Here is a 25,615-nt window from a genome sequence, read left to right as displayed (position 1 = left end):
GCGCCAATATAAACGCCGGTCCGCCCATCCATAATTTCTAGTTTTAACGTCCAGACTAGTCTGTCCAGCCGTCGATGTAGTCGCGGTTAAGCTCAAAGTACTGCGCGGCGATATCTTTCGCCAAGGAGTACGAATTAACGAGCGGGTGCATCGCGAGGCTCTCGACAATGTCGCGCTTCGATCGGTTAACGATGCCACGCGCCACGGTGCGCTCGTAGTACTTGACGCGACGAATCAATTCGAGGTTTCCCGCAGGCACAGAATCGGCTTCGACGCGATGCGGCACGCAGCCATCGGTGGAGATATCGCACGTTGACTCAATGACATCTGTATCGAGAAGGCCGGGGATGGCGCCATTGTTGGGGGTGCACAGGATCATCTGCTGCGTCTTGCCAGAGCGAGCAATATCCATGAAGCGGAGCGCGACACCTGCATATCCGCCAGCATCTTTGCCGTACACGTCAAACGTCCACGGCTTGTCGCGATGAATACCCGTCTCGGCCGCCATGTAGTTGTTTTCGCGCATTCCGTACCACTTCTCAAAGCACGCGAGGCCTTTTTCGAAGTCGTTCTCAATATCGATAGATGCAAGCTCGCTCGTCATTTCTCGATTAATTTCTTCGATTAGTTCGCCGCGCGTCTGGGGCGAAGAGAGAACGTTGGCAACGGCGCGCTCGCGATAGTAGAAATAGTATAGGTACTCATTTGGCACGCATCCGCGATTTAGGACGAGGTCCTTCTCGAAGAACCTAAGATCTGTATGAGCATATGCCCCGTCGTCGTGGATCAAGTCGGACATGATGTCCTCGCCGTCAACCGTCACATTGCGGAAGAACGAGAGGTGGTTGAGTCCATAGCACTCGCCCTGAACCGATGCGGGATCAACGCCTTTATACTCGGCAAACTGATGCAACATGCCCGAGGGGGCATCGCAAATGCCATAAGTAAAATCATAGCCCATATCGCGTAGGGCCTGAGATACGACGCCAGCGGGATTAGTAAAGTTAAACACCTTGACGTCCGGCTTTGCGTACTTCTTGATTAACTCGCAATACGAAGCAAGCGCAGGGACGGAGCGCATGGCAAAAGACACGCCGGCTGCGCCAGTCGTCTCTTGGCCAAGAACCCCATGCGAAAGAGCAATGCGCTCATCGCGAACGCGCATATGGTCCCCACCGACGCGAATCGTCGTGATCACGTAATCGGCGTCCTTAACGGCCTCGACTGCATCGCCCGTCAGTGAAAAATTAAGCGTGGGGCAAAGCATGCCCGAGACATGGGCGGCAAGGCCACCGTAGATGCGCAGCTTCTCGGGATCATTGTCCATAAACACAAGTTCGTCGATTCCAAGCGATGACGCCTGCTGGGCTATGCTCTTTGCCAAAAACATGGAGCGGACGCCACCGCCACCTATGACCGTAAGTTTCATATCGAAACCCCCAATTAGCACATTCAATATTGCATGGTTCGCCTGTGTTTGGATATTGTATCCAGCATGGAGGGCCGCTTCCCGCCCCGGTTGCAAGGCGGGAAAGGAATTCCCCAAGGAGTTATTATTTACGCAACGGAAGCGGCCACACACGTCCGGCGGGAAGGAAGCACCGATGGTTGATAAAAAGCAGATTTCCAAGCTCTACTCAGCCGCAAAGCTATCCGAAACCGAGCAAAGCGTACTCGAATACCTACTCAACAATATCGACACCCTCGATGATATTGGCATAAAACCCGTCGCCATGGCATGCTTTACCAGCATGACGACAGTCATTAGGCTTTCGAAAAAGCTCGGCTACCGTGGCTACCGCGAAATGATGTACGATCTCAAGCACCTTCAGCATGTCTCCCGCGAAATGAATCAATCACTCAAAGACAGTAGCGTCCACTTCGTATGTCACACCGGAGATGTAGACGTATTCATCGCCGCACTGCATCGCAACAGAATGATCGGAGTAAACGGAGAGGGCTTCTCACGCATCGTTGCGCAGTACATGGCGACTAAGCTCGTTGGACTTGGCTTTTTGGCCGTCATACAGGACTTCCTAGAAACCGATCAGTTTGTCGAATCCAACCGAAATACGCTCAGCTGCATGATGCTCATATCCAAATCGGGCCAGACAGAAGCCATCCTGGAAACCGCAAGGGCATGCCACGACGCGGGCATTACGACCCTCGCTTTTACCGGCAACGAAGACAGCGAGCTCGCCAAGACGGCAGACGCGATCTTTACGATACATGACGATCACCCAATGGATCTTAAGAACGTTAAGCCTAACTGCTTTACCGGAAGTTGCATTCTCGCATTCGAAGAACTATTGAGTATCTGCCTTGACAATCTAAAACAAGAAGGCTTGGCCCCCTAAATCATGCGATAGGAAGCCAAGCCCTGGAATTGCACTATGCAATTGCAAGCCACTTGCGCGTTTTACTCGTCACCGAGAACGTCGTGCACCTCAGAAGCGACTTCGCCGACACGAGGACCGTAAACGACCTGGATTGCCTTGTCGCTCAGGCGGATAACGCCCATAGCTTCAAGATTCTTGGTGAACACCTCGTCGTCTGCAACCTTAGAACCATCCTTGACAATCACGCGAAGACGTGAGATGCAGTTGTCAAGATCATCAATGTTGTCGGCTCCACCAAGCGCTTCGACAATGCCGACAGCAAGCGCGCTGTCCTTGGTCGCATGGCCCTGGACTGCCTTCTCGGGAGTGCTACCAGACTCGCCCTTTGCCTCAGCGGCCTTTGCCTCGAACTCGGCTCTGCTGTTGATCAACTCAATATCGTCACCATCATCTCGACCGGGCGTCTTGATATCGAACTTAGTAATAAAGAACCGGAAGAGGAAGAAAGCTGCCAGGAAAAAGGCGGGGAGCAAAATAAGGTACGGAAGCAGATTAAGCTTCTCGGGGCGGAATAAGAATGGGATCAGGTCCTTGATATTTCCCTGGTACACCGAAACGCCCATTGCTTCCGAGAGAACTTCACCCAGTCCGGAAAGCGGAGCGTAAACGCCAAAGTAGAGCCAGGGGGCGGCAAACAGGAACGTAAAGAGAATAGGCTCCGTAACACCAAAGAAAACAGTCGAAATCACTGTGGGGATTAAAAGACCAGCAACCTTCTTGCGGTTCTGGGGCTTGGCACAAGACCACATAGCAAGGGCGATGCCCGGGAACAACGCATAATCGTTAATGCCATAACCAGCCATGAAGGCCCTAACCAAGAGCTTGTCGCTGCTGGGAGAAGCGAGCTGTGCAAGCTGAATGGCGCTATTGCCCACCACGCGCGTTCCATCGACGACCATGGAGCCGCCAAGCTCAGTCCAATACATGGGCGTCTCGAGCAGCGGATGCAAGCCAAACGGCACAAGGCTCTCGAGCACCCAGCGATAGACAAACGTACCGACCAGACCGGAGCCTTTCACGAACGTCGCAATACCCGAGAAGCATCCACCGATGACGGGCCAGACGAAGTACATGATGCCGCCCAGGATGCCACCGGCGACCAGCGATACAATGGGGACCGTTCGACTGCCCGCAAAAAACGCCAGCGCCGTTGGAAGCTTGGTCTTGTAAAAACGGCCGGTGATCCAAGCGACCAGGCAGCCCACGATAATGCCGCCAAAGACACCAGAGCTGTAGCCAAAAAAGCCGAGCGAGGTAGTGTAGAGTGCGGACTGCTCACTCGCCTGAATGGACGTAAGGCCGACCTTCTGAAGAGCTTCCACCGTTGTATTGTCGGCAGCCAAGCCAGCTGCTCCAAGCAGAATCTCAACCGTCTTGAGCATGGTGAGATAGCAGACAAGGGCAGAAAAGGCAGCCCAGCCCTTCTCTTTGCGAGACAAGGAGAAGGCGCAGCCGACGGCAAACAAAACACCGAGGTTTCCAATGATTACCTCGCCGAGACCCTTAAATACCGAGAAGAACGTAAAGAGCGGCGAAGCGGCATACCAGTCCCAATTAACGCCAAGGGACACAAGGGTCAGTTCGGTCGTAAAAACGCTACCGATACCCAAAAAGAGACCGGAAATGGCAATGAGCGTAATCGGAACGAGCATTGCCTTTCCGAACGATTGGAATTTTTCTTTCATCAATTCCCTCCTCAATGAGCCTCTACAAACGACTATTGCATCCCACGTCCCCACACAGGCGAAACGGAAGACATGTTCGGCAATAGAAACAAAGTGATTGTAGAAAGGGGCGCACAAAATACGCATCGACATCGCGTAATACGGTTAAATCGACCGACGATTGCAAGTATTTACGAATCCGTAAACGGCAGCAAATAGGCAGCGAACGGCAATCTGCAGCGTAGGACAGTCCCCGCAGGCCGACAATTGACGGTATTTTGGCTCATTTTTATTGAATTGTTGCTCGCCCAAAAGCGCGGAGCATCAACGCGCCCCTAAGCCAACCCCAGCAATATACCTGCCGAATGCACGACAAACGCCACGATCCAGGCGACCGTCACCTGAAACGCGAACACGGCAACGGCATAGCGCGCGCCCAGCTCACTCTTGACGGCGCCGATTGCCGCCACGCAAGGCGGGTACAGCAGCGTAAAGACCAAGAACACGTAGGCGGTGAACGGCGAAAACATGGTCGACAGTGCCGCGGGCGACGTTGCACCCAAAAGCACCGTGAGGGTCGAGATGACGCTCTCCTTGGCGATAAGTCCGGTGACGAGCGCCGTGGATGCACGCCAGTCGCCAAAGCCGAGCGGCGCCAGCAGCGGAGCGATAATGCTGCCCAGACCGGCAAGCAGACTCTGCGACTGATCGGCGACCACATTAAAGCGGATGTCGAACGTCTGAAGGAACCAAATGACCACCGTAGCGGCAAAGATAATGGTGAAGGCCTTGGTGATGAAGTCCTTGGCCTTATCCCATGCCAGCATCACCGTCGTCTTAACGCTCGGCAGGCGGTAATTGGGGAGCTCCATGATAAACGGCACCGGGTCGCCCTTAAATGCCGTGCGGTTGAGCACCAAAGCCGCTATGCATCCGACCGTAATGCCAATCAGATAGAGCGAGACCATGGCGGGAACTGTCGCCTGCGAGAAAAACGCCCCGCACAGCAGACCGTAGACCGGCAACTTGGCCGAACAGCTCATGAACGGCGTGAGCATGACCGTCATCTTGCGGTCGTGCTCGGATGGGAGCGTACGGGTCGACATGATAGCCGGCACGGTGCAGCCAAAACCGACGAGCATGGGCACAAAGCTGCGGCCCGACAGGCCAAAGCGACGCAATACCTTATCCATGACAAAGGCCACGCGCGCCATGTAGCCCGAGTCTTCCAGAATGGAGAGGAACAAGAAGAGCACGACGATGATCGGCAGGAAGGTCAGCACGCTGCCCACGCCCGTGAGAACACCGTCGACGGCCAGCGAGCGCACCACGTCGTTGGTGCCGAACGCCTTGAGACCCGCATCGGTCGAGGCGATGATGGCAGCGATGCCGTCCTCCATAAGTCCCTGCAACGCCGCGCCGATCACGCCAAACGTCAGCCAAAAGACGAGGCCCATGATCACCAGGAACGCCGGAATGGCTGTGTAACGACCTGTCAGGATGCGGTCAATCTTGACGGAGCGCACGTGCTCGCGGCTCTCGTGCGGCTTTACGACGCAGCGCCCGCACACGTCGCCGATAAAGCCGAAGCGCATGTCGGCCAGCGCAGATAGACGGTCGGTGCCGGCCTCGCCCTCCATCTGGGTAATGATGTGCTCGATGGCGTCAAGCTCGTTGCGATCCAGATGAAGTGCCTCGGTCACCAGCTCGTCGCCCTCAACCAGCTTGGTCGCCGCAAAACGCACGGGAATGTGCGCCGTCGCGGCATGGTCCTCGATCAGGTTGGCAATGCCGTGGATGCAGCGATGCAGTGCACCGCCGTCTGGACCATCGGGCGCACAGAAGTCCAGGCGACCGGGGCGCTCACGGAACCGCGCCACGTGCAAGGCATGATCCACCAGCTCGCCGATACCCTCGTTGCGGGCAGCGCTAATGGGGACAACGGGCACGCCCAACAGGCTCTCGAGCAGGTTGACGTCCACGGCGCCGCCGTTGGCCGTCACCTCGTCCATCATGTTGAGCGCGATGACCATGGGACGATCGAGCTCCATAAGCTGCAGCGTCAGGTACAGGTTACGCTCGATGTTGGTGGCGTCGATGATGTCGATGATGGCGTCGGGGTCTTCGTCCAAGATGAATTGGCGGCTGACGATTTCTTCGCCCGTGTACGGCGACAACGAGTAAATACCGGGCAAGTCGGTAACGCTCGCCTCGGGGTGGTTACGGATAGTGCCGTCCTTGCGGTCGACCGTCACGCCGGGAAAGTTACCGACATGCTGGTTGGAGCCCGTCAGCTGGTTGAATAACGTGGTCTTGCCGCAGTTTTGGTTGCCGGCGAGGGCAAAGTGCAGCGGCGCGCCCTCGGGCACGGCCGTCTTTGCCGCACGGGGCGAATACGTCCCCTCGCCCAGGGCCGGATGCTCCGTCGTGCCGATTGCAGCGTTAGCGCGCGGACCCGTATCGGTGTCGTGAATACCCACAAGCTCGATGCGAGCGGCATCGTCCTTGCGCAGTGTCAACTCGTAGCCACGCAGGCGGATCTCGAGCGGGTCGCCCATGGGGGCGCACTTCATCATGGTGACTTCGGTGCCCGGCGTTAGGCCCATGTCCAAAATATGCTGTCGGAGTGCCTGATCGTCCGATGCCACCGATGCGACAACGGCGTCCTTTCCAATCTCGAGTGTATCGAGCTTCACGCGCTCATCCTTTCGTTAGACGCGGTTAACCGTTTACCGGGGCTAACCAACTCGTAACGACAAATGATAGCGCTCTGAACTATTTTATAAAGTCAAATACCGATGTTTACCTGCGCAAACTTTATGCGGTGCGCCCCGAAAGCTCTTTGCGCATACCGCTCAGCGAGATCGAAATGGAACCCGACCGCGCGGTAGCAGTGAGTCGATCACCCTCAACCGACCCCGTGCATGTAAAGGGCGCCTTGCCCATCAAGACGTGGGAGATAGTACCCGAGAGCTCAAAGAAATCGCCCTCAGCGCGGGCACCCGAGAGAGCGATATTGAGACCCCTGACGTTTAGTACTGCCCTGAGCGCGCCGTTCACCCCATGTGAAAACGTCACCTCGCCGCGTTTGCTCCCCACCGGCGTCTGGGCCAAAACCACATACGTACCCTCAAGCATGGCTCCTCCTCTAAGCAGACTTTTTGAAACGGGCAAGTAGTCTACTTTTACATATGGCGCTCCAGGAAGCGGAAGGCCAGGCGGATCCAAGGACGGACTGCCACTTGCTTGTCCTCGTTGTCGACCGCGGTATTGGCGTTGCCGAGCGAAAGGCCGTGGCCACCCTGGTCAAAGACGTGCATCTCGCATGCGACCCCTTCCTCGGCCATGCGCTGCGCAAACGGATAGACCTGCGCAATCGGCGCCGTCTTGTCGTCCGAAACGCCCCACACAAAGGTCGGGGGCATCTGGCGCGAAACGTGCGTGGTAGGGCAAATGTCGGCCAGGTGCTCATCGGTCGCCTCGCCGCCCGTCACCATCGACAGATAGTCGTTGAGCAAATCGCGCCCCGTCTTGCCACCCGTCTTGGGCACGCGCAGGTCGATGCGCGGGTCGCGCGTCTGCATATCGCGCACATAGGCAAGGTCGAGCAACGGATAGCCCAGCACCACGGCGTCGGGACGAATATCCTCCGGACGAGCCCCGGCAAGGCCCGCGAAAGGTCCGGTCTTCCACTGCGTTGCCAACGAGGCGCAGATCATGCCGCCCGCCGAGAAACCCACGATGCACACGCGCTTGGGATCGACATGCCACTCGTCGGCGTTGGCGCGCACGGTAGCGACCATCTTGGCGAGGTCCGCCTGCGGGTGCGGAAAGCTCACGTCGCCCGTGGCGCTCGTCACATAGTTGAGCACAAAGGCCTGGTAGCCGCGGTCCAAAAACGCAAACGCCACCGGGTCCTGCTCGTGCGGAGCGATATGCGTAAACCCGCCTCCGCCGCAGATGATCACCGCGGGGCGGCGGCCATTGGGCTTGTCGGGCAGCGGCTCGGCACCCAGATACGTAAACGTCGCCGGATAATCCTCGGTCGGCTCCTCGCCCCACAGCGCATGGTTCTCAATAATCATAGGTGCTCCCCCCGTGCGATTCGTGCGCACTCGTTTTTCGCACCTTAGCGTACCCCACTTGAGCCCGCGGCGCAGAAACACCCCCGCAATAAGTTGGCCTTCAACTGATATATCACAAAATCGCTGTTCAGAGGTATCGTTGGACAGCGTAAAATAGGAGCGCTGACCGTGCTGGGAAACACGTACGAAACGTTTCCGGCAAACCACACGCGTGCAACATGCGCGCCTGATACGTTGGAGGCATCTATGGGTCTGCTCGATTCGCTCAAGTCCACGTTCACTTCGTCGGGCGAGGCGTCCGTTCCGCCCGCAGCAAGCTTCGCCACCCGCGAAGGCGTCATCTACGCTCCTGTCAACGGCGTGCTCGTCAATCTGGGTGAGGTTCCCGACGAGACCATCGCCTCGGGCATGCTCGGCCAGGGCTACGGCATCGAGCCCATTACCGGCACCATTTACGCCCCCGCTAACGGCCGCATCGGCGCTACCACCGTCACCAACCACTCCATTGGCATGATCACCGAGGATGGTCTTCGCGTGTTCATCCATGTTGGCCTGGGCACCGTGGAAATGAACGGCAAGGGTTTTGCCCGCTTTGTCGAGATGGGCGATGTGGTCAAGGCAGGCCAGCCGCTCATCAGCTTCGACCGCGAGGCCATCAAGGCCGCCGGCCACGAGGACATCGTGACCGTCATCATCTCCGAGCTCGATCGTCTTAAGAGCATCGACCATGTCGGCGAGTCCGGAACGCTTATCGGCGGCAACCCGCTCGTCAAGCTGGGCGACCCGCTGCTGGTAGCCAAGACCAAGTAGCCAGGCCCCGCGCCACACAGCCAAAAGGCACCTCGTCAAGCGCCCGCGACCATTTGGCCGCAGGCGCTTTTCGTTTGAAAAACCATCCCGCCAATGCCTTATCCGTATAGCCCAAATGAGCCGAGCTGCTAGAATATCGAACTGTATGGATAACTATCATTCAACCGTTATGGGAGGATACGTGAACCGCACCAAAATCGCGCAGCTTTACGCCGATGCCGAGTCGCTTGGCGGCCAGACCGTCACCGTCGCCGGCTGGGTCAAGTCCATCCGCGACATGAAGAACTTTGGCTTTGTTACGCTCAACGACGGCAGCTGCTTCCGCGACCTGCAGGTCGTCATGAACCGCGAGGCACTCGACAACTACGACGAGATCGCCCATCAAAACGTCTCGGCCGCACTCATTTGCACCGGCACCGTCAAGCTGACCCCCGATGCGCCCCAGCCTTTCGAGCTTTCTGCCACCTCCATTGAGGTCGAGGGCGTCAGCGCCCCGGATTACCCGCTGCAGAAGAAGCGCGCAACCGTCGAGTTCCTGCGCACCCAGCAGCACCTGCGCCCGCGCACCAACCTGTTCCGCGCCGTGTTCCGCATCCGTTCTGTCGCGGCTGCCGCCATCCACCGCTTCTTCCAGGAGCAGGGCTTTGTCTACGTCAACACCCCCATCATCACCACGAGTGACTGCGAGGGCGCCGGCGAGATGTTCCGCGTGACCACGCTCGACCCCAAAAATCCGCCCCTCACCGAGTCCGGCGAGGTCGACTGGAGCCAGGACTTCTTTGGCAAGCACGCGAGCCTTACCGTGTCCGGCCAGCTCAATGCCGAGAACTTTGCCATGGCCTTTGGCGACGTGTACACCTTTGGCCCCACCTTCCGCGCCGAAAACTCCAACACCACGCGCCACGCCGCCGAGTTTTGGATGATCGAGCCCGAGATGGCCTTTGCCGACCTGAACGACTACATGGATAACGCCGAGGCCATGCTCAAGTACGTCCTTAAGGACGTTATGGCCACCTGCCCCGACGAGCTCAATATGCTCAACAAGTTTGTGGACAAGGGTCTGCTCGAGCGTCTGGACCACGTGGCAAACTCCGACTTTGCCCGCGTCACCTATACCGAGGCCGTCGAAATCCTGGAGCAGGCCGTCGCCGCCGGTCACAAGTTTGACTATCCCGTGAGCTGGGGCATCGACCTGCAAACCGAGCACGAGCGTTTCCTGACCGAGGAGCACTTTAAGCGCCCGACCTTCGTAACCGACTACCCGGCCGAGATCAAGGCGTTCTACATGCGCATGAACGAGGACGGCAAGACCGTCGCCGCCGCCGACTGCCTGGTGCCGGGTATCGGCGAGATTATCGGCGGCTCCCAGCGCGAGGAGCGCCTGGATCTGCTCGAGGCCCGCATCAAGGACCTGGGCATGAATCCCGAGCAGTACAAGTACTACCTTGACCTGCGCCGCTACGGTTCCTGCAAGCACGCCGGCTACGGTCTGGGCTTCGAGCGCTTGGTCATGTATCTGACCGGCGTGGGCAACATCCGCGACGTCCTGCCGCACCCGCGCACCGTGGGCAACGCCGACTTCTAATCGCCACAGCGCCACCAAACACGTTCCAGCGCATCACGCCAGCGCCTCTCGGCAAGCCGAGGGGCGCTTTTTTCAACAGCATCCGTCAATCTTTTGGCAAGTTTTTGGTCAGTTGGGCAGGGCTGTTGAAAACTCGACCCGCCGCTTGCCGACGACTACCGACCGCCCAGAGCGCCCTGCGCCCCTGGGAAAGCCCCACGTCCTAGGCTCCATACCGTCGCCACCCAAAACGGAAAGGACGTGGGCACCATGACCGAAGCCGCTGTTGAAACCTACGACACCACGACGAGGGGCGCCGCCTCGATGGCAGCCTATCGCGCCGTTCGCATCCTGCAACTATTAAGCGAAAACACCGGCGAGGACAAGGCCATGCTTTCCGATGAGTTGATCCGGTGCCTCGCCCATCCCGACGACCCCGCCCGCATGCCCATCTCGGCGGCGCGGCGCAGCATCTACACCGCCATCTCCGCGCTTCGCCATGCCGGATACGAAATTGAGTACAAGCGCGGCGTGGGGTATCGGCTCTTGACCCGTCCGCTCACCGACGAAGAGATCATCCGGCTCCACGGCATGGTCATGCGCAACCGCTCTACACCCATCGCCATTCGAAAAAGCATGGCGCAGCACCTGGTTGCCATGGCGAGTGCCGACGTTCGCGGCTACCTCGATGCGCCCGAGCCTGCTCCAAGCGCAGACGGCAAATCCACCAAGGCCACACGCACGCCCGTCAAGCGCATCGATGCCTGCGAGCTCATCGAGCAGGCCATCGACCACGGAACCACGGTGAGTTTTGATATTTCGAGTGTCACGGCACGCGGAGAGGTCGAAGTGGCGCGGATGACACTCCGGCCCTTTGCCATCAAGCAACGAGACGGCATCTCGTATGTGCTGGGAACGGTCTATGACGCGCGAGGCGCCGATGACACGTTGCGTACCGTAGAGATCGGCCGAATGAGAAACGTCACCACACGTCTCCTCGACGGCAAGAAGCTCTTCGCCGCCCTGGACGAGGACGACGCCTCCTCCGCCGCATAAGACCCTCCGCCGCCCATTCGACTACCCGTACCGCCCATCCGATTCTGTATTAAAAAACCCGCCAGGCTGTTGTAAAAATGGACATCAGCGCTACTATAGTCCCACTTGCACTTTGTCCCAGTGCAGTGTTTCCAGCCATTTTTATACTGGGGGTAATGATATGAAGGACATCACCATCAGCCGCAGGAGCCTTCTGGTCTCCGCCGGCCTGCTCGCGCTCGCCCCGCTCGCCGGATGCGGCGGCAACTCTGGTTCCGGCTCTGCTGCCGCCGGTTCCGACTACACCATCGGCGTTCTGCAGCTCACCGAGCACTCCGCACTCGACGCCGCCAACGATGGCTTTGTCAAGGCCATCAAGGAGAGCGGTCTTAAGGTCAAGATCGATCAGAAGAACGCCCAGAACGACCAGTCCACGTGTAAGTCCATCGCCGACAAGTTTGTGGGCGATGGCGTCGACCTGATCTATGCCATCGCTACGCCCGCCGCGCAGGCTGCCGCCGGCGCCACCGCTGATATCCCCATCGTTGGCTGTGCCATCACCGACTACGCCGCTTCCGGCCTGGTCCAGGACAACGACAAGCCCGGCACCAACGTCACCGGCGCCTCCGACCTCACCCCGGTCGCCGAGCAGCTCGAGATGATGCAGAAGGTCCTGCCCGACGTTAAGAAGGTCGGCCTGCTCTACTGCACCGCCGAGTCCAACTCCGACGTCCAAATCAAGGCCGCCAAGAAGGAACTCGACAAGCTTGGCCTGGAGTACACCGACTTCACCGTCTCGAGCTCCAACGAGATTCAGTCCGTCGTCGAGTCCGCCGTGGGCAAGGTCGACGCACTCTACTCCCCCACTGACAACACCATCGCCGCGGGTGCTTCGCAGGTCGGCCAGATCTGCAAGGAGAACAAGCTCCCCTTCGTGACCGGCGAGGAGGGCATGTGCACGGCCGGCGGCCTGTTCACCCTCTCCATCAACTACGAGGACCTGGGCTACGCTGCAGGCGAGATGGCCGTTAAGATCCTGAAGGCCGAGGCCAAGCCCGAGGATATGCCGATCAAGCACCTCTCGAGCAAGGACCTGGTCGTCTTCAAGAACGACGAGATGGCCGAGGCCCTAGGCATCGACCTTTCCGCTCTGGACGAGTAGCGCCATGCGCGGGAACGCGTCTAGGGCCCGCACGCGCGTCACAGCCGCGTTATTCAATATCTGAGTCCTTGGGGCGAACGCTAAAGACCGGCGTTCGCCCTGCTTGTTTCGGATGAGACAAAACATCCGTCCGCCGCTCTTTTATGCATTGGTACCGCTATTATGGAAAATCACGTGTCCACCCTATCCTAGGAGGTATGAAGCATGCTCATTGCATTGCAGGGCGCCGTTTCGCAGGGCGTCCTCTGGGGCATCATGGTGCTTGGCGTGTTTATCACGTTCCGTCTGCTCGACATCCCCGATATGACCTGCGACGGCAGCTTTGCCCTCGGCGGCTGTGTCTGCGCCGTGCTCATCGTCAACAATAACGTTGACCCCTTGCTCGCCGTGCTGGCCGGCATGTGCGCCGGCGCCATCGCGGGCGCCGTCACGGGCATCTTGACCACCGTCTTTGAGATTCCCGCAATCCTCGCCGGAATCCTCACCCAGATCAGCCTGTGGTCCATCAACCTACGCATCATGGGCAAGTCCAATACGCCCATCCTTGCCAAGGGCACCATCTTCTCATCCGTCAGCCACATGACGGGCCTGCCGCAGTCCACTGTTGCCATTATCCTGGGCATTGTGCTGGCCGTGGCCATCGTCGCCATCCTGTACTGGTTCTTTGGCACCGAGATCGGCTCGGCGCTGCGTGCCACCGGCAACAACGAATACATGATCCGCGCCCTGGGCGTCAACACCAACTCCACCAAGATGATCGCCTTGGTGCTCTCCAACGCCCTTATCGGCCTTTCGGGCGCGCTCATCTGCCAGAGCCAGAAGTACGCTGACATTGGCATGGGCACCGGCGCCATCGTTATCGGTCTTGCCGCCATCGTCATCGGCGAGGTGCTCGGCCGCCTGCTGCCCGGCGGACTCACGCAGTTTAGCGTCCGTCTTGCCTCTGCCGTCTTTGGCTCCGTGGTGTACTTCCTCATCCGCGCTATCGTGCTGCAGCTGGGCATGGACGCCAACGACATGAAGCTGCTCTCCGCCGTGATCGTTGCCGTGGCCCTGTGCGTGCCCGTGGTTTGGGAGCGCTATAAGCTCCGCAGCTCCTACACGAGGGGAGATGAGGCAGATGCTTAAGCTCTCGCACGTCAAGAAGACCTTTAACAAGGGCACCGTCACCGAGAAGCGCGCACTCACCGGCGTCGACCTCACCCTGAATGATGGCGACTTTGTAACCGTGATTGGCGGCAACGGCGCCGGCAAGTCCACGCTGCTCAACATGATCGCCGGCGTATATCCGCTCGATTCGGGTGTTATTGAGCTCGACGGCACCGACATCTCGCGTCTGAGCGAGTCGCAGCGCGCCAAGTACCTGGGCCGTGTGTTCCAGGACCCCATGCGCGGCACTGCAGCCGACATGCAGATCGCCGAGAATCTAGCCCTCGCCAAGCGCCGCGGCCAGCGTCGAGGTCTTTCGTGGGGCGTCACCAAGGCCGAAAAGGACGAGTACGTTGAGCTGCTCAAGCGCTTGGACCTTGGCCTGGACACACGCCTCAACGCCAAGGTCGGCCTGCTCTCAGGCGGCCAGCGCCAGGCACTCACCCTGCTGATGGCCACGCTCACCAAGCCGCGCCTGCTGCTGCTCGACGAGCACACCGCCGCACTCGACCCCAAGACGGCATCGAAGGTGCTCAACCTGACCGAGGAGATCGTCGACGAGAACCACCTGACCACGCTCATGGTCACGCATAACATGAACGACGCCATCCGTCTGGGTAACCGTCTGATCATGATGCACGAGGGCCATGTGATTTACGATGTGGCCGGCGACGAGAAAAAGTCGCTCACCGTCGCCGACCTGCTCCAAAAGTTCGAGGAGGTCTCGGGCGGCGAGCTCGCCAACGACCGCATGCTGCTGAGCTAACGACCTAGAAAACCACCACAAAGGGGACAGGCACCTTTGTGGTGGTTTTCGTTAACCCTTATATCGAGCGCAGAAGCCCGTCCGATGTGATCGGACGGGCTTTTTGGTGGGTATCATGGTTGAATGATCATTAGGAGGTTTTCCCTACATGGAATTGTTTGAACCGATTCTTCATTTCTTTGAGCAGCGCTGGGTCCACAACATCATCTGGGCCGTCATCTTGGTAATAGTCACCGCCATCGCCACCAAGGTCGTATCCAAGACCCTGCGCCACCTGCTCAACCGCGACGACAACCCGCTTCCGGCATCGAGTATCTTCATCAACATCGCGCGCGCCGTCATCTGGACGATCGGCGGCAGCTTTATCCTCGACAACTGCTTTGGCATTAACGCAAACGCGCTCGTCGCCGCTCTTGGCGTCGGCGGCATCGCCATCTCGCTCGGCTTTCAGGACACGCTGTCAAACCTTATCGGCGGCATGCAAGTGACCTTTATGGGCATCATCAAGCCCGGCGACAATATCGAGGTCGGCGGCGTGTCGGGTGTGGTCCAGGACATCACTTGGCGCCACACGACCATCGAAGATGCCTGCGGGCAGACCATCATCGTCCCCAACTCCAACATCTCCAAGAACACGCTCGTGCACCTCATGCCCTTTGGACGCGTTGTCGTTCCAGTCGCGGTGAAGGACACGTCAAAGTGGGACTCGCTCGATGCGCTGGCAGACGAGCTCGCCTGTGCCACCAAGGTCGCCGTTTCACCCATCTCGGGCTTTGACAAGGAACCCTACGTGCTCTTTAGCGAGATCGGCGACTTTGGCATTAAGGGTAAGATCATCTTTATCGTCAGTGACGACAGCACCACCTTTACGGCAGCCGACGCCTGCATCCGCGCCATCGCCCCCATCATCGCCTAAAACCACCGCAAAGGGGACAGGCACCTTTGTGGTGGTTTCGCATCGTGGTACCATGGTTCATATTGTTGTTTAAACGACTAAGGGAGTAGACACCATGGAAGAGGCCTATCGTCAAGCGCGCAAGCGCGGCGAACAGGGACGCCGTCGCGCCATCAGCCAAAGCGAGCATCCATATCTTACGGACCTCGACAGCTTGGTCGCCCAGCTTCCCTGCGGGCAGCGCGAGAACATCGGCCTGCGGGACATTCCGCTCGAAATGGTCGTCGGCACGGTTACCAAAGGTCGCCAGTCCGCCTTTTCGTGTAACTTTATGCCGCTGCTCCCCTGGAATACCGAATTCGCCCGCAAATGGTCCAACCTCTACGATATCCAAATCTCCGAGGGCTACCGCGACCCCATCATCGTCACCGAGTTCATGCACCGCTTTTACGTCCAAGAGGGCAACAAGCGTGTCAGCGTCCTCAAATTCCTTGACGCTCCGACGGTTTCGGCCAAGGTGACGCGTCTGTACCCCGGTAAGTGGGATTCCGTCGAGAGCCGCCTGTACGGTGAGTTTTGCGCCTTTTGGTACGTATGCCCCCTGTACGAGATTGAGTTTTCGCGCGAGGGCAGCTACGAGATGCTTGCCAAAATGCTCGGCCAAGATCTTGTCGAAAAATGGCCTCAAAAGAAGGTCGACTACCTACGTCACACCTTCCTGCTCTTTAAGCGCGCCTATCTTCGCGCGGGCGGCGACCACTTGGACATTACGCCTGCCGATGCCATGCTCGTCTACCTCAACGTCTACAACCAGGACCGTCTGCTGGATACGCCGACGGATATCGTCGTCAACCGTCTGTGCAAGATTTGGCGCGAGCTTGTCATTGCCGGCAAAAGCGACGAGGACAAAGTCGATCTTGTCGAAGCGCCGCAGCCCAACGAGAAAGAGGGCGCACCGACAAAAGCTACCTCGGGCGTGCTCAACTTCTTTATGAGCAAGACCGTCTACTCCACTGCCAATCCCATGCGAATCGCCTTTATCCACGAGTTTCCCTGTGCCACGTCGAGCTGGGACAGTCTGCACGACCAAGGGCGTCAATATCTCGACGAACACTTTGGCGGCATCGTGTGCACCGAGGCATTTGAGGACTGCCACGATCCGGACGTGTTCTACGCCGCTGTGGAAACGGCTGTCAAGCATGGAGCACGCGTCATCTTCTCGACCTCGCACCGCCTTATGGAATACACGCTCAGGGCCGCCGTTGAGTATCCCCAGGTTCGGTTCCTCAACTGTTCTATCGGCCTTCCCCACCAAAGCGTCCGCTCATACTTTGGCAAGATGTACGAGGCCAAGTTCCTACTGGGCGCCCTTGCCGCCAGCATGGCCGACAACCACCGTATTGGCTACCATGCGTCGGTCTTCGCCTCGGGCGCGCTGAGCGAAATCAACGCCTTCGCTATCGGTGCCTCGCTGCTCGACCCTCGTGCGCAGATTATCCTCACTTGGGGAGATGTTCCCGCCGGCGGTCTTGCCGAAGCCATGTGTCGCGAGGGCGTGAGCGTCATGACCGGCGCCGATATGTCCAAGTCTCTCGAGGACCCCACCGCCTACGGGCTTCACCGTCTGGTAAACGGCAAGGAAGTTACCGGTATTGCTATGCCGGTATGGAACTGGGGCCGTTACTACGAACTCATCGTACGCAGCCTACTGCACGGCACATGGGACGAGACCGCCGATGACCAGCAGGTGCGCGCCGTCAACTACTGGTACGGTATGAGCTCCGGCGTCATCGATATTCGCTACGCTCCGGGCCTACCCTATCAGACGCGTAAACTTGTGCAGCTGCTTCGCAACGGCATTGTCGAGGGCTCCATCAACCCATTTGGCGGCGAGCTCCACAGCCAGGACGGCGTGGTTCAGATTGAGGGCTTCCCTCCCCTGCCGAGTACGCAGATTGTCGAGATGAACTGGCTGGCTGACAACGTTATAGGCTCGATTCCGCAGCTCGATAACGAGCCGGAGGTCCGTGCCCTATGAATATCCTAGCCATTGCCGATGTAGAGGAGCGCTGCCTGTGGGAATGTTTTCGCAAGGAGCGCTTTGAGGACGTTGACCTGATTCTATCCGCAGGCGACCTGGATCCGGACTATCTTGAGTTTTTGGTCACTGTCATCAACAAACCGCTTGTGTACGTTCGTGGCAACCACGACGACCGCTACGCGCGCCATGCACCGGGCGGGTGCATTTGTGTTGAGGACAGCGTATATGTGTACCGAGGTATTCGCATTGCGGGTCTGGGCGGTTCCATGCGCTACCGCGACGGCGCGAACATGTATACCGAGCGCGAGATGGCAAAACGCATGCGCAAGCTATCGCGAAAAATCGCACTGGTAGACGGATGCGATATTCTACTTACCCATGCACCCGTCGCAGGCATGGGCGACCTGGACGACCTGCCGCATCGAGGATTCGAGTGCTTTAATGCGGCTCTTGAGTCTTGGGGTCCCGACTATATGATTCACGGGCATGTGCACCAAAGCTACGGCCCCAACTTTCAACGCGAGCGCCAACACCCATGCGGAACGCAGATTGTCAACGCCTGCGGCTATACCAAGATCGAAATTGACGAGGCGCGCTACCCCACGCGCGGTTGGAAGGCCGCTTGGCTCAACTCGCAAACCATGCGCCGCGAGCTCAAACGCCACGAAGCAATCGAGTCTTCAACCGCCAGAACCCCCTGGTAACTGCCACAAAGGGGACAAGCACCTTTGTGGTGGTTTTGGCCCTAGATAGCAAGAAACCCGGTCCTGCACGAGGCGGAACCGGGTTTCTTTAGCAATGCTTGCTTTGCTCAGGCAGTAACTAAAAGTTACTCAGCCAGGAAGTCACGCTGGACAGCGGGATCGACCTTGACGCCAGGGCCCATGGTGGAAGACACGGAGATAGACTTGACGTACTTGCCCTTAGCAGAAGAAGGCTTGACGCGCAGGATCTCGGTGTACAGGGCAGCGTAGTTCTCGACGAGCTGCTGCTCAGAGAAGGACTTCTTGCCCAGGGGCACGTGGCAGATGCCGTAACGGTCGGCGCGATACTCAACGCGGCCGGCCTTGAGCTCGGAGACCATCTTGGCGACGTCCATGGTCACGGTGCCGAGCTTAGGGTTCGGCATGAGGCCACGGGGACCAAGAATCTTACCGATGCGGCCAACCTTGGCCATCATGTTCGGCGTAGCGATAGCGGCGTCGAAGTTGATCTCGCCCTTTTGAATCTGGGCGACGAGCTCGTCGGAACCGATGATGTCGGCGCCGGCAGCCTCGGCCTCGCGGGCCTTCTCGCCCTCGGCGAAGACGGCAACACGAACGGTCTTGCCGGTGCCGTGGGGCAGGGAGATGGAACCACGGATGTTCTGGTCAGCCTTACGAGTATCGATGCCCAGACGGAAGTGAGCCTCGACGGTCTCGTCGAACTTGGCGGTGTCGAGCTCCTTGATGAGCTTGGCAGCCTGAAGGGGGGTGTAGAGCGTGGCGCGGTCGATCTTCTCGGCAGCGGCGTTATAGCTCTTACCATGCTTAGCCATGTGCATTACCTCCTGTGGTTAAACGGGCGTGAGCCCTCCCACATCGTATCGTGTGCCCTATTGCACACATATAACGGGCGCCCCGGTCGGAGCACCCGTCATTACCTAAAGAAATCGCTACTCAGCGATGGTGACGCCCATGGAACGGGCGGTACCGGCGATGATCTTCTTGGCGGCGTCAATGTCGTTGGCATTGAGGTCCGGCATCTTGATCTCGGCGATCTTGGTGAGCTGCTCCTGGGAGAGCTGACCGACCTTGTCAGCCTGGGGCTTAGCGGAACCAGACTTGAGGTTCAGCTCCTTCTTGATGAGGTGAGCCGCCGGCGGGGTCTTGGTGATGAAGGAGAAGGACTTATCCTCGTAGACAGAGATCTCAACGGGGATGATGTCGCCCTTCTTGTCCTGCGTCTCGGCGTTAAAGGCCTGGCAGAACTGCATGATGTTCACGCCAGCAGCGCCCAGGGCGGGGCCGACGGGAGGAGCGGGGTTAGCTGCACCAGCAGGAATCTGGAGCTTAATGACGTTGGCAACCTTCTTCTCAGCCATGGTCATTCCTTTCGAATCACGAGTGTGAAGTACTTGCTATATCGTAAGCACGCACGTGTTAGAAGCACTCCTGAGATGAGCAGTCACAGAAGAAGCACGCTCGCGCGAACGGACGCAAACTTAAGCGATGACAGCGACCTGGTTAAAGTCGAGCTCGACCGGCGTCTCGCGGCCAAAGATCATCAGCGTGACCTTGAGCTTGCCTGCCTCGGTATTAACCTCGGAGACCTTGCCATCAAAGTCGGTAAGCGGGCCATCGGTGACGCGGACGGACGTGCCGACCTGAATATCAACCGACGTACGCTTGGGCGAATCGCCCTTACCGGGACGACGAGTCATCTTATTGTACTCGTCGCGGGAAAGCGGAGCGGGCTTGCCGTTGCCGCCCAGGAAACCGGTGACGCCGGGCGTGTTGCGAACACACGTCCATGCATCGTCATCCATCTCCATGCGAACCAGGACATAGCCCGGGAAGATCTTGGAATCCTTGGTCTCGCGCTTGCCACCCTCTTTAATTTCGGTGACGCGCTCCATAGGAATCTCGATATCAAAGATACGGTCCTCCATGCCCATAGTCTCGATGCGATGCTCGAGATCGGACTTAACGCGGTTCTCGTATCCAGAGTAAGTGTGAACGACGTACCAACGCTTAGACATGGTTTAGCCCCTCAATCCAGAGAACAGAGCAAGAGCCTCGCCAAAGCCAGCATCGAGCAGAGCGATGACGACGCCGACGACGATCAGAGAAGCGCAAACGACGACCGAGTAGTTCACGAGCTCCTTCTTATCGGGCCACGTGACTCGCTTCATCTCGGACTTCACCGAAGCGAAATACTTCTTGGTGCGGGCGAAGAAACCAGGCTTCTCGTTCTTCTTGGACTTCGCAGCCTTCTCGTTCTTCTTGGCAACGGCCTTCTTGGCCTCAACCTTGGAGTTGGCGGCAGCGTTGTTGGCTGGCGCCGGCTGCTGGGCCTTCTTCTTGTTCTTCTTGTTGGCCATTTGGGTTACCTCCGCGCAATGCGCTTATACATGAGTAAACCGTAAGCCCCCAATTGGGAGCTTACGGAATAATGACTGGCACGCCAGGAAGGACTCGAACCCTCAACACTCGGTTTTGGAGACCGATGCTCTACCAATTGAACTACTGGCGTATGTGACTAGAGACTAGCGAGTCTCTTTGTGCAGCGTGTGGTGACGGCACCAGGGGCAATACTTCTTGATCTCCATACGATCAGGCATGTTCGCCTTGTTCTTGGTGGTCGTATAGTTGCGGCGCTTGCACTCAGTGCACGCAAGAGTAACTAGAGTACGCATGTATCCTGAACCTTTCATTTCAGCCCCGTACGGGCACGAGTTGTTACTTTATCAGCTCTATGTAAGTGCTGTCAATGAAAACCTCGAGTCAATTGGTTCTCGCTGGATCCATTCATATTTGGAACACATCAATGAAGCCAGCGAGATCTAATCGACGGTGCACCCAGGACCATTATCGATCCTCTCGACACCAGCAACGGCTCAATATCCATTGCAGAAAAGAACCCGGCACCCATATAAGTGCCGGGTTCTCTAAGTCAGCTATATCAAAGAGCTAATTTACTCAATGATCGTGGAGACGATGCCCGAACCGACGGTGTGGCCACCCTCGCGGATAGCGAAGCGCAGGCCCTCCTCCATGGCGATCGGGTGGATGAGGTCGCCCTCGATGGTGATGTGGTCACCAGGCATAGCCATCTCGGTGCCCTCGGGGAGCTTGACCGTACCGGTAACGTCGGTGGTACGGAAGTAGAACTGAGGACGATAACCATCGAAGAACGGGGTGTGACGGCCGCCCTCCTCCTTGGTCAGAACGTAGATCTCGCCGGTGAACTTGGTGTGCGGGGTAACCGAACCGGGCTTGCAGAGAACCTGGCCGCGCTCGATGTCCTCACGCTTGATGCCACGGAGCAGCAGACCGACGTTGTCGCCAGCCTCGCAGAAGTCCATGGACTTACGGAACATCTCGATACCGGTAACGACGGTGTTCTGGGTATCCTTGATGCCGACGATCTCGACGGGCTCGTTGAGCTTGAGCTCACCGCGCTCGACACGGCCGGTAGCAACGGTACCACGGCCGGAGATGGTCATAACGTCCTCAACGGCCATCAGGAACGGGAGGTCGTTGTTACGAGCAGGCGTCGGGATGTACTCGTCGACGGCGTTCATGAGCTCGCGGATAGCGTCCATCCACTTGGCGTCGCCCTCGAGAGCGCCCAGAGCGGAACCACGGATGACGGGGATGTCGTCGCCGGGGAAATCGTACTCGGAGAGGAGCTCACGGGTCTCCATCTCGACGAGGTCGATAAGCTCGTCATCGTCGACCATGTCGCACTTGTTCAGGAAGACGACGATGTAGGGAACGCCGACCTGACGGGCGAGCAGGATGTGCTCGCGAGTCTGAGCCATGGGGCCGTCGGTAGCAGCGATGACCAGGATAGCGCCGTCCATCTGAGCAGCGCCGGAGATCATGTTCTTGACGTAGTCAGCGTGGCCCGGGCAGTCAACGTGAGCGTAGTGACGGGAAGCGGTCTCGTACTCGACGTGGGAGACGGAGATCGTAATGCCGCGCTCGCGCTCCTCGGGAGCCTTGTCGATGTTCTCGAACGCAGTGAAGTCAGCCTTGCAGCCCTCGGTCTCGGAGAGAACCTTGGTGATGGCGGCGGTCAGCGTGGTCTTGCCGTGGTCGACGTGACCAATGGTGCCGATGTTAACATGCGGCTTAGTGCGCTCAAACTTCTCTTTGGCCATAAAGCCCTCCTCTTAACAGGTCGTCCCCGGACGGGACTTTGCCTTTATACCATAGTGGCCTCTCAACATACTATTGAGAAGCCACCGTGTTACCTATGGTAGCGGTGACTGGATTCGAACCAGTGACGCCACGGGTATGAACCGTGTGCTCTAACCAACTGAGCTACACCGCCGGATGGAGCCTGCAACCAGACTTGAACTGGTGACCTCTTCGTTACCAACGAAGTGCTCTACCGACTGAGCTATACAGGCACTTGACGGGTGGGAGCTATAGGATTCGAACCTATGTAGGCAAAGCCAACGGGTTTACAGCCCGTCCCCATTAACCACTCGGGCAAACTCCCAATCGTTCAAGTATCCGCAGGTCCTTTGGTCTTTTGGACCGCCGCCCCCGCGAACGAAAAAGATAATACGATGCAACCTTGGGGGCTGTCAACGAAAACCTCTAGATACACGGTTCCGGGCGTATCTATATACCTTTGACCTGCGGTTTTGTTGAGTTTGGATATGAAGGACGGTGAATTTCGCTACGCTGGTGACATTTCCCGAGGGAACACTTTGTCGTAGTGGAGTACGCTGGCTGGAACGAACTTCGATAACGACCCTCTTGCACTATTACATAGGTTGCAATCGGGCTTCCACGGCACAATCGAGCGTGGATTTTCTCCCGTTTGACATCGAGCGTGGATAATCTCCCACTTTTGGCGTGTTTCTGAGGCCAAAGTGGCAGATTATCCACGCTCATTCTCTAGGCGGGAGAACTATAGAGCCGAACTACTCGGGCCAGGCCAAAGTAGACCCATAGAGCGGCTCCCCCTTGGTGCAGGGGTAGCGACTCAAGTAACACGACGATAGCAAGTCGAAGAAATAAGTCATGGCATATTTCGAATAAACGCCGAGTCGGTCAATTCCGTTTCCCGCATTACCAAGACGATATACACGGTCAAAAGACCTCGATTTGTCATCGTTGCTAAACGCAGTAATTAGAATCTTCCTGCCCGAACGGCAATCAAGATACTCACGTGCCTGTGACGCAAATAGCCCGGAGACCGATACGAGAATTATCAATGACTGCGAAACGTCTCCCATGTTTTTCAATTCCGCGACGTTAGCCCCAGCAACTATGCGAACTATCTTGCCCGCATAAAACATTTCCTGCTGAAATCGTACGAGATTGGCGCTCACATTATTGGTGCACCAGATTTCAACGTTTTTATGGCCATCAATTTCGTCGGCAAGGTGCTTAATAGCGATATCGGACACGCCGCTTTCAACCTCAGCGAACATCTCGATCATGCGAACGTCGAGCTCTGCCCTGTACTCCTCGTAGCCAAATTCCTCCTCTCGATGGCTTAAGTCGCTTGGAAAGACTGATTGAGTAAATGATTCTTTCAAATCGCTAAGAGACTGGTAGCCCAATCGATTGCAGAAACGACGAACAGCGGAACGGGTCACGAATGCATCGCGGGTTATTGCGGCAACATTGATTTCGCTCGAACGCCTAATGTGAGCGATGAGATATCGAGCGATGGCGGCATCGTTTGACCCAAACTCGCTGTTGATGATTGAGCTAATGCGATTGAGCACATCGAAGTCATTGATATTCACGTGATCCCTCTTTCCGCTCTCCTCGAAATCATGGTTCATTTATTGAATCAAACAGCTTTGGTCGTTCTCCTATGATTCAAATCAGTTGACGTCATCTTAATCGTAATTCCGCCACACGTATCCACCGTGTTGAATGATGGAAAGGGGATTCATGGACAACGTGAACAACATGCCGTTTCTCTGGGGTTCCGCCACGGCGTCTTATCAGTGCGAGGGTGCCTGGAACGAAGACGGCAAAGGCCTTGGCGAGTGGGATTTCTTTAGCCACACAAGCAATAAGAACATCAACCATGTTGACGGTGATGTATCTTGCGACTTCTACCATCGCTATGAAGAAGATATCCGCATGATGAAAGAAGGCGGACAAAACACTTATCGCTTCTCTCTTTCATGGAGTCGAATCATCCCCACGGGTATCGGCGAAGTGAATGAAGAGGGTATCGATTTTTATAATCGGGTCATTGATTGTTGCCTCGAAAATGGCATAGAGCCCAACGTTACGCTGTTCCATTACGATCTACCATTCACGCTTGCTTGCAAAGGCGGATGGCTGAACAACGACATGGCAGAGTGGTTCTGCAAATACGCCAAGATTTGCTTTGAGCGCTTTGGAGACCGCGTCAAAATCTGGGCTACCGTTAACGAGCCGCATTTCTACAGCTACTGCGTAAACATGTTGGGCAACTATCCCCCCAATCGATCGCTCGACGTTCAGTCGTACATGCAGTTTCAGTACAACCTGATGCGCGCGAGCGCACTCGCAGTCCGAACATATCGTCAAATGGGCTACGACGGCATCATCGGCGCCGTCCACGATGGCGGCGTTGTCGAACTCGACCCGGCAACCGAGCACCCTGATGACGTATTTCGATACGCAGACTTTTTCGCCAATCGCATGATTCTGGCACCAGCGCTTCAGGGTCAACTGCCGCCAGAAATGGACGAAATCCTTGAAAAACTTGGCGTCTCGCTCTATCGATCCCCAAATGACGTAGAAGAATTCAGAGACGGTAAAGTCGATTTTATTGGACTCAACGTGTATTGCCGAGAGTATGTAACCGACTGGCACGGTGGAGAGCTTGCCGTTTCGGCGAACAATAAGGGCGGTTCGAGCAAAAAGGTCGAAGGAAAATGCATTGCGCCCTTGTTTGAAAGCGCCCGCGACAGCAATGTTCCCCGCAATAAATGGGGCCGCGAAATACTCCCAGGTTGCATGTATTCAACCATCATGGATGTCCACGAGCGCTATGACGCGCCCCGCATCTTTATTACGGAAAACGGACATGGCGCCTATGAGCAACCAGACGCAGACGGAATGATCCACGATGATGACCGCATCGAGCTTCTGGGCCAGTTCATCGAGCACATGATGAGGGCTAAGCGCGACGGCGCGCGCGTTGAGGGCTACTACCTCTGGTCGACGATGGATCTGTATAGCTGGATCAACGGCTACGAAAAACGATACGGACTTGTCCATATCGACTTCGAGAACAATCTGGAGCGCACCCCCAAAAAGAGCTGGTATTGGTACCGAGACCTTATCTCGAAGTATCAGGAGCAGGAAGGTTAG

Annotated in this window: 23 protein-coding genes and 4 tRNA genes; 11 read left to right on the top strand and 16 right to left on the bottom strand. The window is 57.4% G+C overall.

Features of this window, described 5'->3' with window-relative positions; all coding sequences use genetic code 11:
- Positions 1–55: 55 nt before the first annotated feature.
- Entirely contained in the window at positions 56–1,429 is a 1,374-nt protein-coding gene (locus tag DXD24_RS02520; protein ID WP_117646072.1) for a 6-phospho-beta-glucosidase, read from the bottom strand.
- 175 nt (positions 1,430–1,604) lie between these two features.
- Here DXD24_RS02520 and DXD24_RS02515 point away from each other — a divergent pair, with 175 nt between their 5' ends.
- Positions 1,605–2,357, top strand: a complete 753-nt coding sequence (locus DXD24_RS02515) for a MurR/RpiR family transcriptional regulator (RefSeq protein WP_158550125.1) — start codon at positions 1,605–1,607, stop codon at positions 2,355–2,357.
- A gap of 62 nt (positions 2,358–2,419) precedes the next feature.
- On the opposite strand, the gene DXD24_RS02510 is transcribed toward DXD24_RS02515, so the two are convergent.
- The 4 genes from DXD24_RS02510 to DXD24_RS02495 form a co-directional block, all read right to left on the bottom strand.
- A complete protein-coding gene (locus DXD24_RS02510) occupies positions 2,420–4,084 on the bottom strand; it encodes a PTS transporter subunit EIIC (protein WP_158550123.1) in 1,665 nt (554 codons plus the stop codon).
- A 314-nt stretch (positions 4,085–4,398) separates the two neighbouring features.
- Positions 4,399–6,759, bottom strand: a complete 2,361-nt coding sequence (feoB, locus tag DXD24_RS02505) for a ferrous iron transport protein B (RefSeq protein WP_117646069.1) — start codon at positions 6,757–6,759, stop codon at positions 4,399–4,401.
- A 121-nt stretch (positions 6,760–6,880) separates the two neighbouring features.
- Positions 6,881–7,201 (bottom strand): hypothetical protein, encoded by a 321-nt coding sequence (locus DXD24_RS02500; RefSeq protein ID WP_117563780.1) that lies wholly within the window; start codon positions 7,199–7,201, stop codon positions 6,881–6,883.
- Between the two features lie 47 nt (positions 7,202–7,248).
- Positions 7,249–8,148, bottom strand: coding sequence for an alpha/beta hydrolase (locus tag DXD24_RS02495; protein WP_117563781.1), 900 nt, complete (start codon positions 8,146–8,148; stop codon positions 7,249–7,251).
- Positions 8,149–8,394: 246 nt separating this feature from the next.
- On the opposite strand from DXD24_RS02495, the gene DXD24_RS02490 reads away from it, so the two are divergent.
- From DXD24_RS02490 to DXD24_RS02450, 9 genes are all read left to right on the top strand, one after another.
- Positions 8,395–8,958, top strand: a complete 564-nt coding sequence (locus DXD24_RS02490) for a PTS glucose transporter subunit IIA (protein ID WP_117646068.1) — start codon at positions 8,395–8,397, stop codon at positions 8,956–8,958.
- Positions 8,959–9,139: 181 nt separating this feature from the next.
- Entirely contained in the window at positions 9,140–10,543 is a 1,404-nt protein-coding gene (gene asnS, locus DXD24_RS02485) for an asparagine--tRNA ligase (RefSeq protein WP_089572552.1), read from the top strand.
- 249 nt (positions 10,544–10,792) lie between these two features.
- Positions 10,793–11,578: a hypothetical protein gene (locus DXD24_RS02480; protein WP_117646067.1), complete on the top strand. Its 786-nt coding sequence runs from the start codon at positions 10,793–10,795 to the stop codon at positions 11,576–11,578.
- Positions 11,579–11,738: 160 nt separating this feature from the next.
- On the top strand, positions 11,739–12,719 hold the full coding sequence (locus DXD24_RS02475) for an ABC transporter substrate-binding protein (RefSeq protein WP_117646066.1): 981 nt from the start codon (positions 11,739–11,741) through the stop codon (positions 12,717–12,719).
- Between the two features lie 204 nt (positions 12,720–12,923).
- Positions 12,924–13,847: an ABC transporter permease gene (locus DXD24_RS02470; protein WP_117646065.1), complete on the top strand. Its 924-nt coding sequence runs from the start codon at positions 12,924–12,926 to the stop codon at positions 13,845–13,847.
- Entirely contained in the window at positions 13,840–14,634 is a 795-nt protein-coding gene (locus tag DXD24_RS02465) for an ABC transporter ATP-binding protein (RefSeq protein WP_022093887.1), read from the top strand. Before DXD24_RS02470 ends, DXD24_RS02465 begins: the two co-directional genes overlap by 8 nt.
- A 148-nt stretch (positions 14,635–14,782) precedes the next feature.
- Positions 14,783–15,550: a mechanosensitive ion channel family protein gene (locus DXD24_RS02460; protein ID WP_117646064.1), complete on the top strand. Its 768-nt coding sequence runs from the start codon at positions 14,783–14,785 to the stop codon at positions 15,548–15,550.
- A gap of 94 nt (positions 15,551–15,644) precedes the next feature.
- On the top strand, positions 15,645–17,567 hold the full coding sequence (locus DXD24_RS02455) for a BMP family ABC transporter substrate-binding protein (RefSeq protein ID WP_117646063.1): 1,923 nt from the start codon (positions 15,645–15,647) through the stop codon (positions 17,565–17,567).
- A complete protein-coding gene (locus DXD24_RS02450; RefSeq protein WP_117646062.1) occupies positions 17,564–18,274 on the top strand; it encodes a metallophosphoesterase in 711 nt (236 codons plus the stop codon). Before DXD24_RS02455 ends, DXD24_RS02450 begins: the two co-directional genes overlap by 4 nt.
- A gap of 125 nt (positions 18,275–18,399) precedes the next feature.
- Here the strand turns inward: DXD24_RS02450 and rplA are convergent, their stop codons facing one another.
- The 11 genes from rplA to DXD24_RS02395 form a co-directional block, all read right to left on the bottom strand.
- Positions 18,400–19,107 (bottom strand): 50S ribosomal protein L1, encoded by a 708-nt coding sequence (rplA, locus tag DXD24_RS02445; RefSeq protein ID WP_022093892.1) that lies wholly within the window; start codon positions 19,105–19,107, stop codon positions 18,400–18,402.
- Positions 19,108–19,224: 117 nt separating this feature from the next.
- Positions 19,225–19,653, bottom strand: a complete 429-nt coding sequence (gene rplK, locus DXD24_RS02440; RefSeq protein WP_022093893.1) for a 50S ribosomal protein L11 — start codon at positions 19,651–19,653, stop codon at positions 19,225–19,227.
- A gap of 120 nt (positions 19,654–19,773) precedes the next feature.
- On the bottom strand, positions 19,774–20,310 hold the full coding sequence (gene nusG, locus DXD24_RS02435) for a transcription termination/antitermination protein NusG (protein ID WP_117646061.1): 537 nt from the start codon (positions 20,308–20,310) through the stop codon (positions 19,774–19,776).
- A 3-nt stretch (positions 20,311–20,313) separates the two neighbouring features.
- On the bottom strand, positions 20,314–20,652 hold the full coding sequence (gene secE / locus DXD24_RS02430) for a preprotein translocase subunit SecE (protein ID WP_117583102.1): 339 nt from the start codon (positions 20,650–20,652) through the stop codon (positions 20,314–20,316).
- A 76-nt stretch (positions 20,653–20,728) separates the two neighbouring features.
- A tRNA-Trp gene (locus DXD24_RS02425) sits at positions 20,729–20,804 on the bottom strand.
- Between the two features lie 13 nt (positions 20,805–20,817).
- Positions 20,818–20,967 (bottom strand): 50S ribosomal protein L33, encoded by a 150-nt coding sequence (gene rpmG, locus DXD24_RS02420; protein WP_102372646.1) that lies wholly within the window; start codon positions 20,965–20,967, stop codon positions 20,818–20,820.
- Between the two features lie 279 nt (positions 20,968–21,246).
- Complete coding sequence (tuf, locus tag DXD24_RS02415) at positions 21,247–22,437, bottom strand: elongation factor Tu (protein ID WP_089572520.1); 1,191 nt, start codon at positions 22,435–22,437, stop codon at positions 21,247–21,249.
- Between the two features lie 96 nt (positions 22,438–22,533).
- Positions 22,534–22,610: transfer RNA gene (locus DXD24_RS02410), tRNA-Met, on the bottom strand.
- A 3-nt stretch (positions 22,611–22,613) separates the two neighbouring features.
- Positions 22,614–22,689 (bottom strand) — tRNA-Thr (locus DXD24_RS02405).
- Between the two features lie 10 nt (positions 22,690–22,699).
- Positions 22,700–22,781, bottom strand: a tRNA-Tyr gene (locus DXD24_RS02400).
- 430 nt (positions 22,782–23,211) lie between these two features.
- Positions 23,212–24,045, bottom strand: a complete 834-nt coding sequence (locus DXD24_RS02395; protein WP_158550121.1) for a MurR/RpiR family transcriptional regulator — start codon at positions 24,043–24,045, stop codon at positions 23,212–23,214.
- A 151-nt stretch (positions 24,046–24,196) separates the two neighbouring features.
- On the opposite strand from DXD24_RS02395, the gene DXD24_RS02390 reads away from it, so the two are divergent.
- A complete protein-coding gene (locus tag DXD24_RS02390; protein ID WP_117646059.1) occupies positions 24,197–25,615 on the top strand; it encodes a glycoside hydrolase family 1 protein in 1,419 nt (472 codons plus the stop codon).

Source organism: Collinsella sp. TF12-2AT, from assembly GCF_003436735.1.
Taxonomy (GTDB): Bacteria; Actinomycetota; Coriobacteriia; order Coriobacteriales; family Coriobacteriaceae; genus Collinsella.
This window is presented reverse-complemented; position numbering and strand designations above follow the sequence as displayed.

What these genes read in the sequence shown, in the direction of transcription:
- DXD24_RS02495 (WP_117563781.1), bottom strand. Translation starts at nt 8,148, where the DNA reads ATGATTATTGAGAACCATGCGCTGTGGGGCGAGGAGCCGACCGAGGAT.
- DXD24_RS02460 (WP_117646064.1), top strand. Translation starts at nt 14,783, where the DNA reads ATGGAATTGTTTGAACCGATTCTTCATTTCTTTGAGCAGCGCTGGGTC.
- DXD24_RS02465 (WP_022093887.1), top strand. Translation starts at nt 13,840, where the DNA reads ATGCTTAAGCTCTCGCACGTCAAGAAGACCTTTAACAAGGGCACCGTC.
- DXD24_RS02450 (WP_117646062.1), top strand. Translation starts at nt 17,564, where the DNA reads ATGAATATCCTAGCCATTGCCGATGTAGAGGAGCGCTGCCTGTGGGAA.
- secE (WP_117583102.1), bottom strand. Translation starts at nt 20,652, where the DNA reads ATGGCCAACAAGAAGAACAAGAAGAAGGCCCAGCAGCCGGCGCCAGCC.
- DXD24_RS02480 (WP_117646067.1), top strand. Translation starts at nt 10,793, where the DNA reads ATGACCGAAGCCGCTGTTGAAACCTACGACACCACGACGAGGGGCGCC.
- DXD24_RS02470 (WP_117646065.1), top strand. Translation starts at nt 12,924, where the DNA reads ATGCTCATTGCATTGCAGGGCGCCGTTTCGCAGGGCGTCCTCTGGGGC.
- DXD24_RS02500 (WP_117563780.1), bottom strand. Translation starts at nt 7,201, where the DNA reads ATGCTTGAGGGTACGTATGTGGTTTTGGCCCAGACGCCGGTGGGGAGC.
- DXD24_RS02510 (WP_158550123.1), bottom strand. Translation starts at nt 4,084, where the DNA reads ATGAAAGAAAAATTCCAATCGTTCGGAAAGGCAATGCTCGTTCCGATT.
- DXD24_RS02520 (WP_117646072.1), bottom strand. Translation starts at nt 1,429, where the DNA reads ATGAAACTTACGGTCATAGGTGGCGGTGGCGTCCGCTCCATGTTTTTG.
- nusG (WP_117646061.1), bottom strand. Translation starts at nt 20,310, where the DNA reads ATGTCTAAGCGTTGGTACGTCGTTCACACTTACTCTGGATACGAGAAC.
- DXD24_RS02475 (WP_117646066.1), top strand. Translation starts at nt 11,739, where the DNA reads ATGAAGGACATCACCATCAGCCGCAGGAGCCTTCTGGTCTCCGCCGGC.
- rplK (WP_022093893.1), bottom strand. Translation starts at nt 19,653, where the DNA reads ATGGCTGAGAAGAAGGTTGCCAACGTCATTAAGCTCCAGATTCCTGCT.
- DXD24_RS02490 (WP_117646068.1), top strand. Translation starts at nt 8,395, where the DNA reads ATGGGTCTGCTCGATTCGCTCAAGTCCACGTTCACTTCGTCGGGCGAG.
- DXD24_RS02390 (WP_117646059.1), top strand. Translation starts at nt 24,197, where the DNA reads ATGGACAACGTGAACAACATGCCGTTTCTCTGGGGTTCCGCCACGGCG.
- rpmG (WP_102372646.1), bottom strand. Translation starts at nt 20,967, where the DNA reads ATGCGTACTCTAGTTACTCTTGCGTGCACTGAGTGCAAGCGCCGCAAC.
- rplA (WP_022093892.1), bottom strand. Translation starts at nt 19,107, where the DNA reads ATGGCTAAGCATGGTAAGAGCTATAACGCCGCTGCCGAGAAGATCGAC.
- tuf (WP_089572520.1), bottom strand. Translation starts at nt 22,437, where the DNA reads ATGGCCAAAGAGAAGTTTGAGCGCACTAAGCCGCATGTTAACATCGGC.
- DXD24_RS02515 (WP_158550125.1), top strand. Translation starts at nt 1,605, where the DNA reads ATGGTTGATAAAAAGCAGATTTCCAAGCTCTACTCAGCCGCAAAGCTA.
- DXD24_RS02455 (WP_117646063.1), top strand. Translation starts at nt 15,645, where the DNA reads ATGGAAGAGGCCTATCGTCAAGCGCGCAAGCGCGGCGAACAGGGACGC.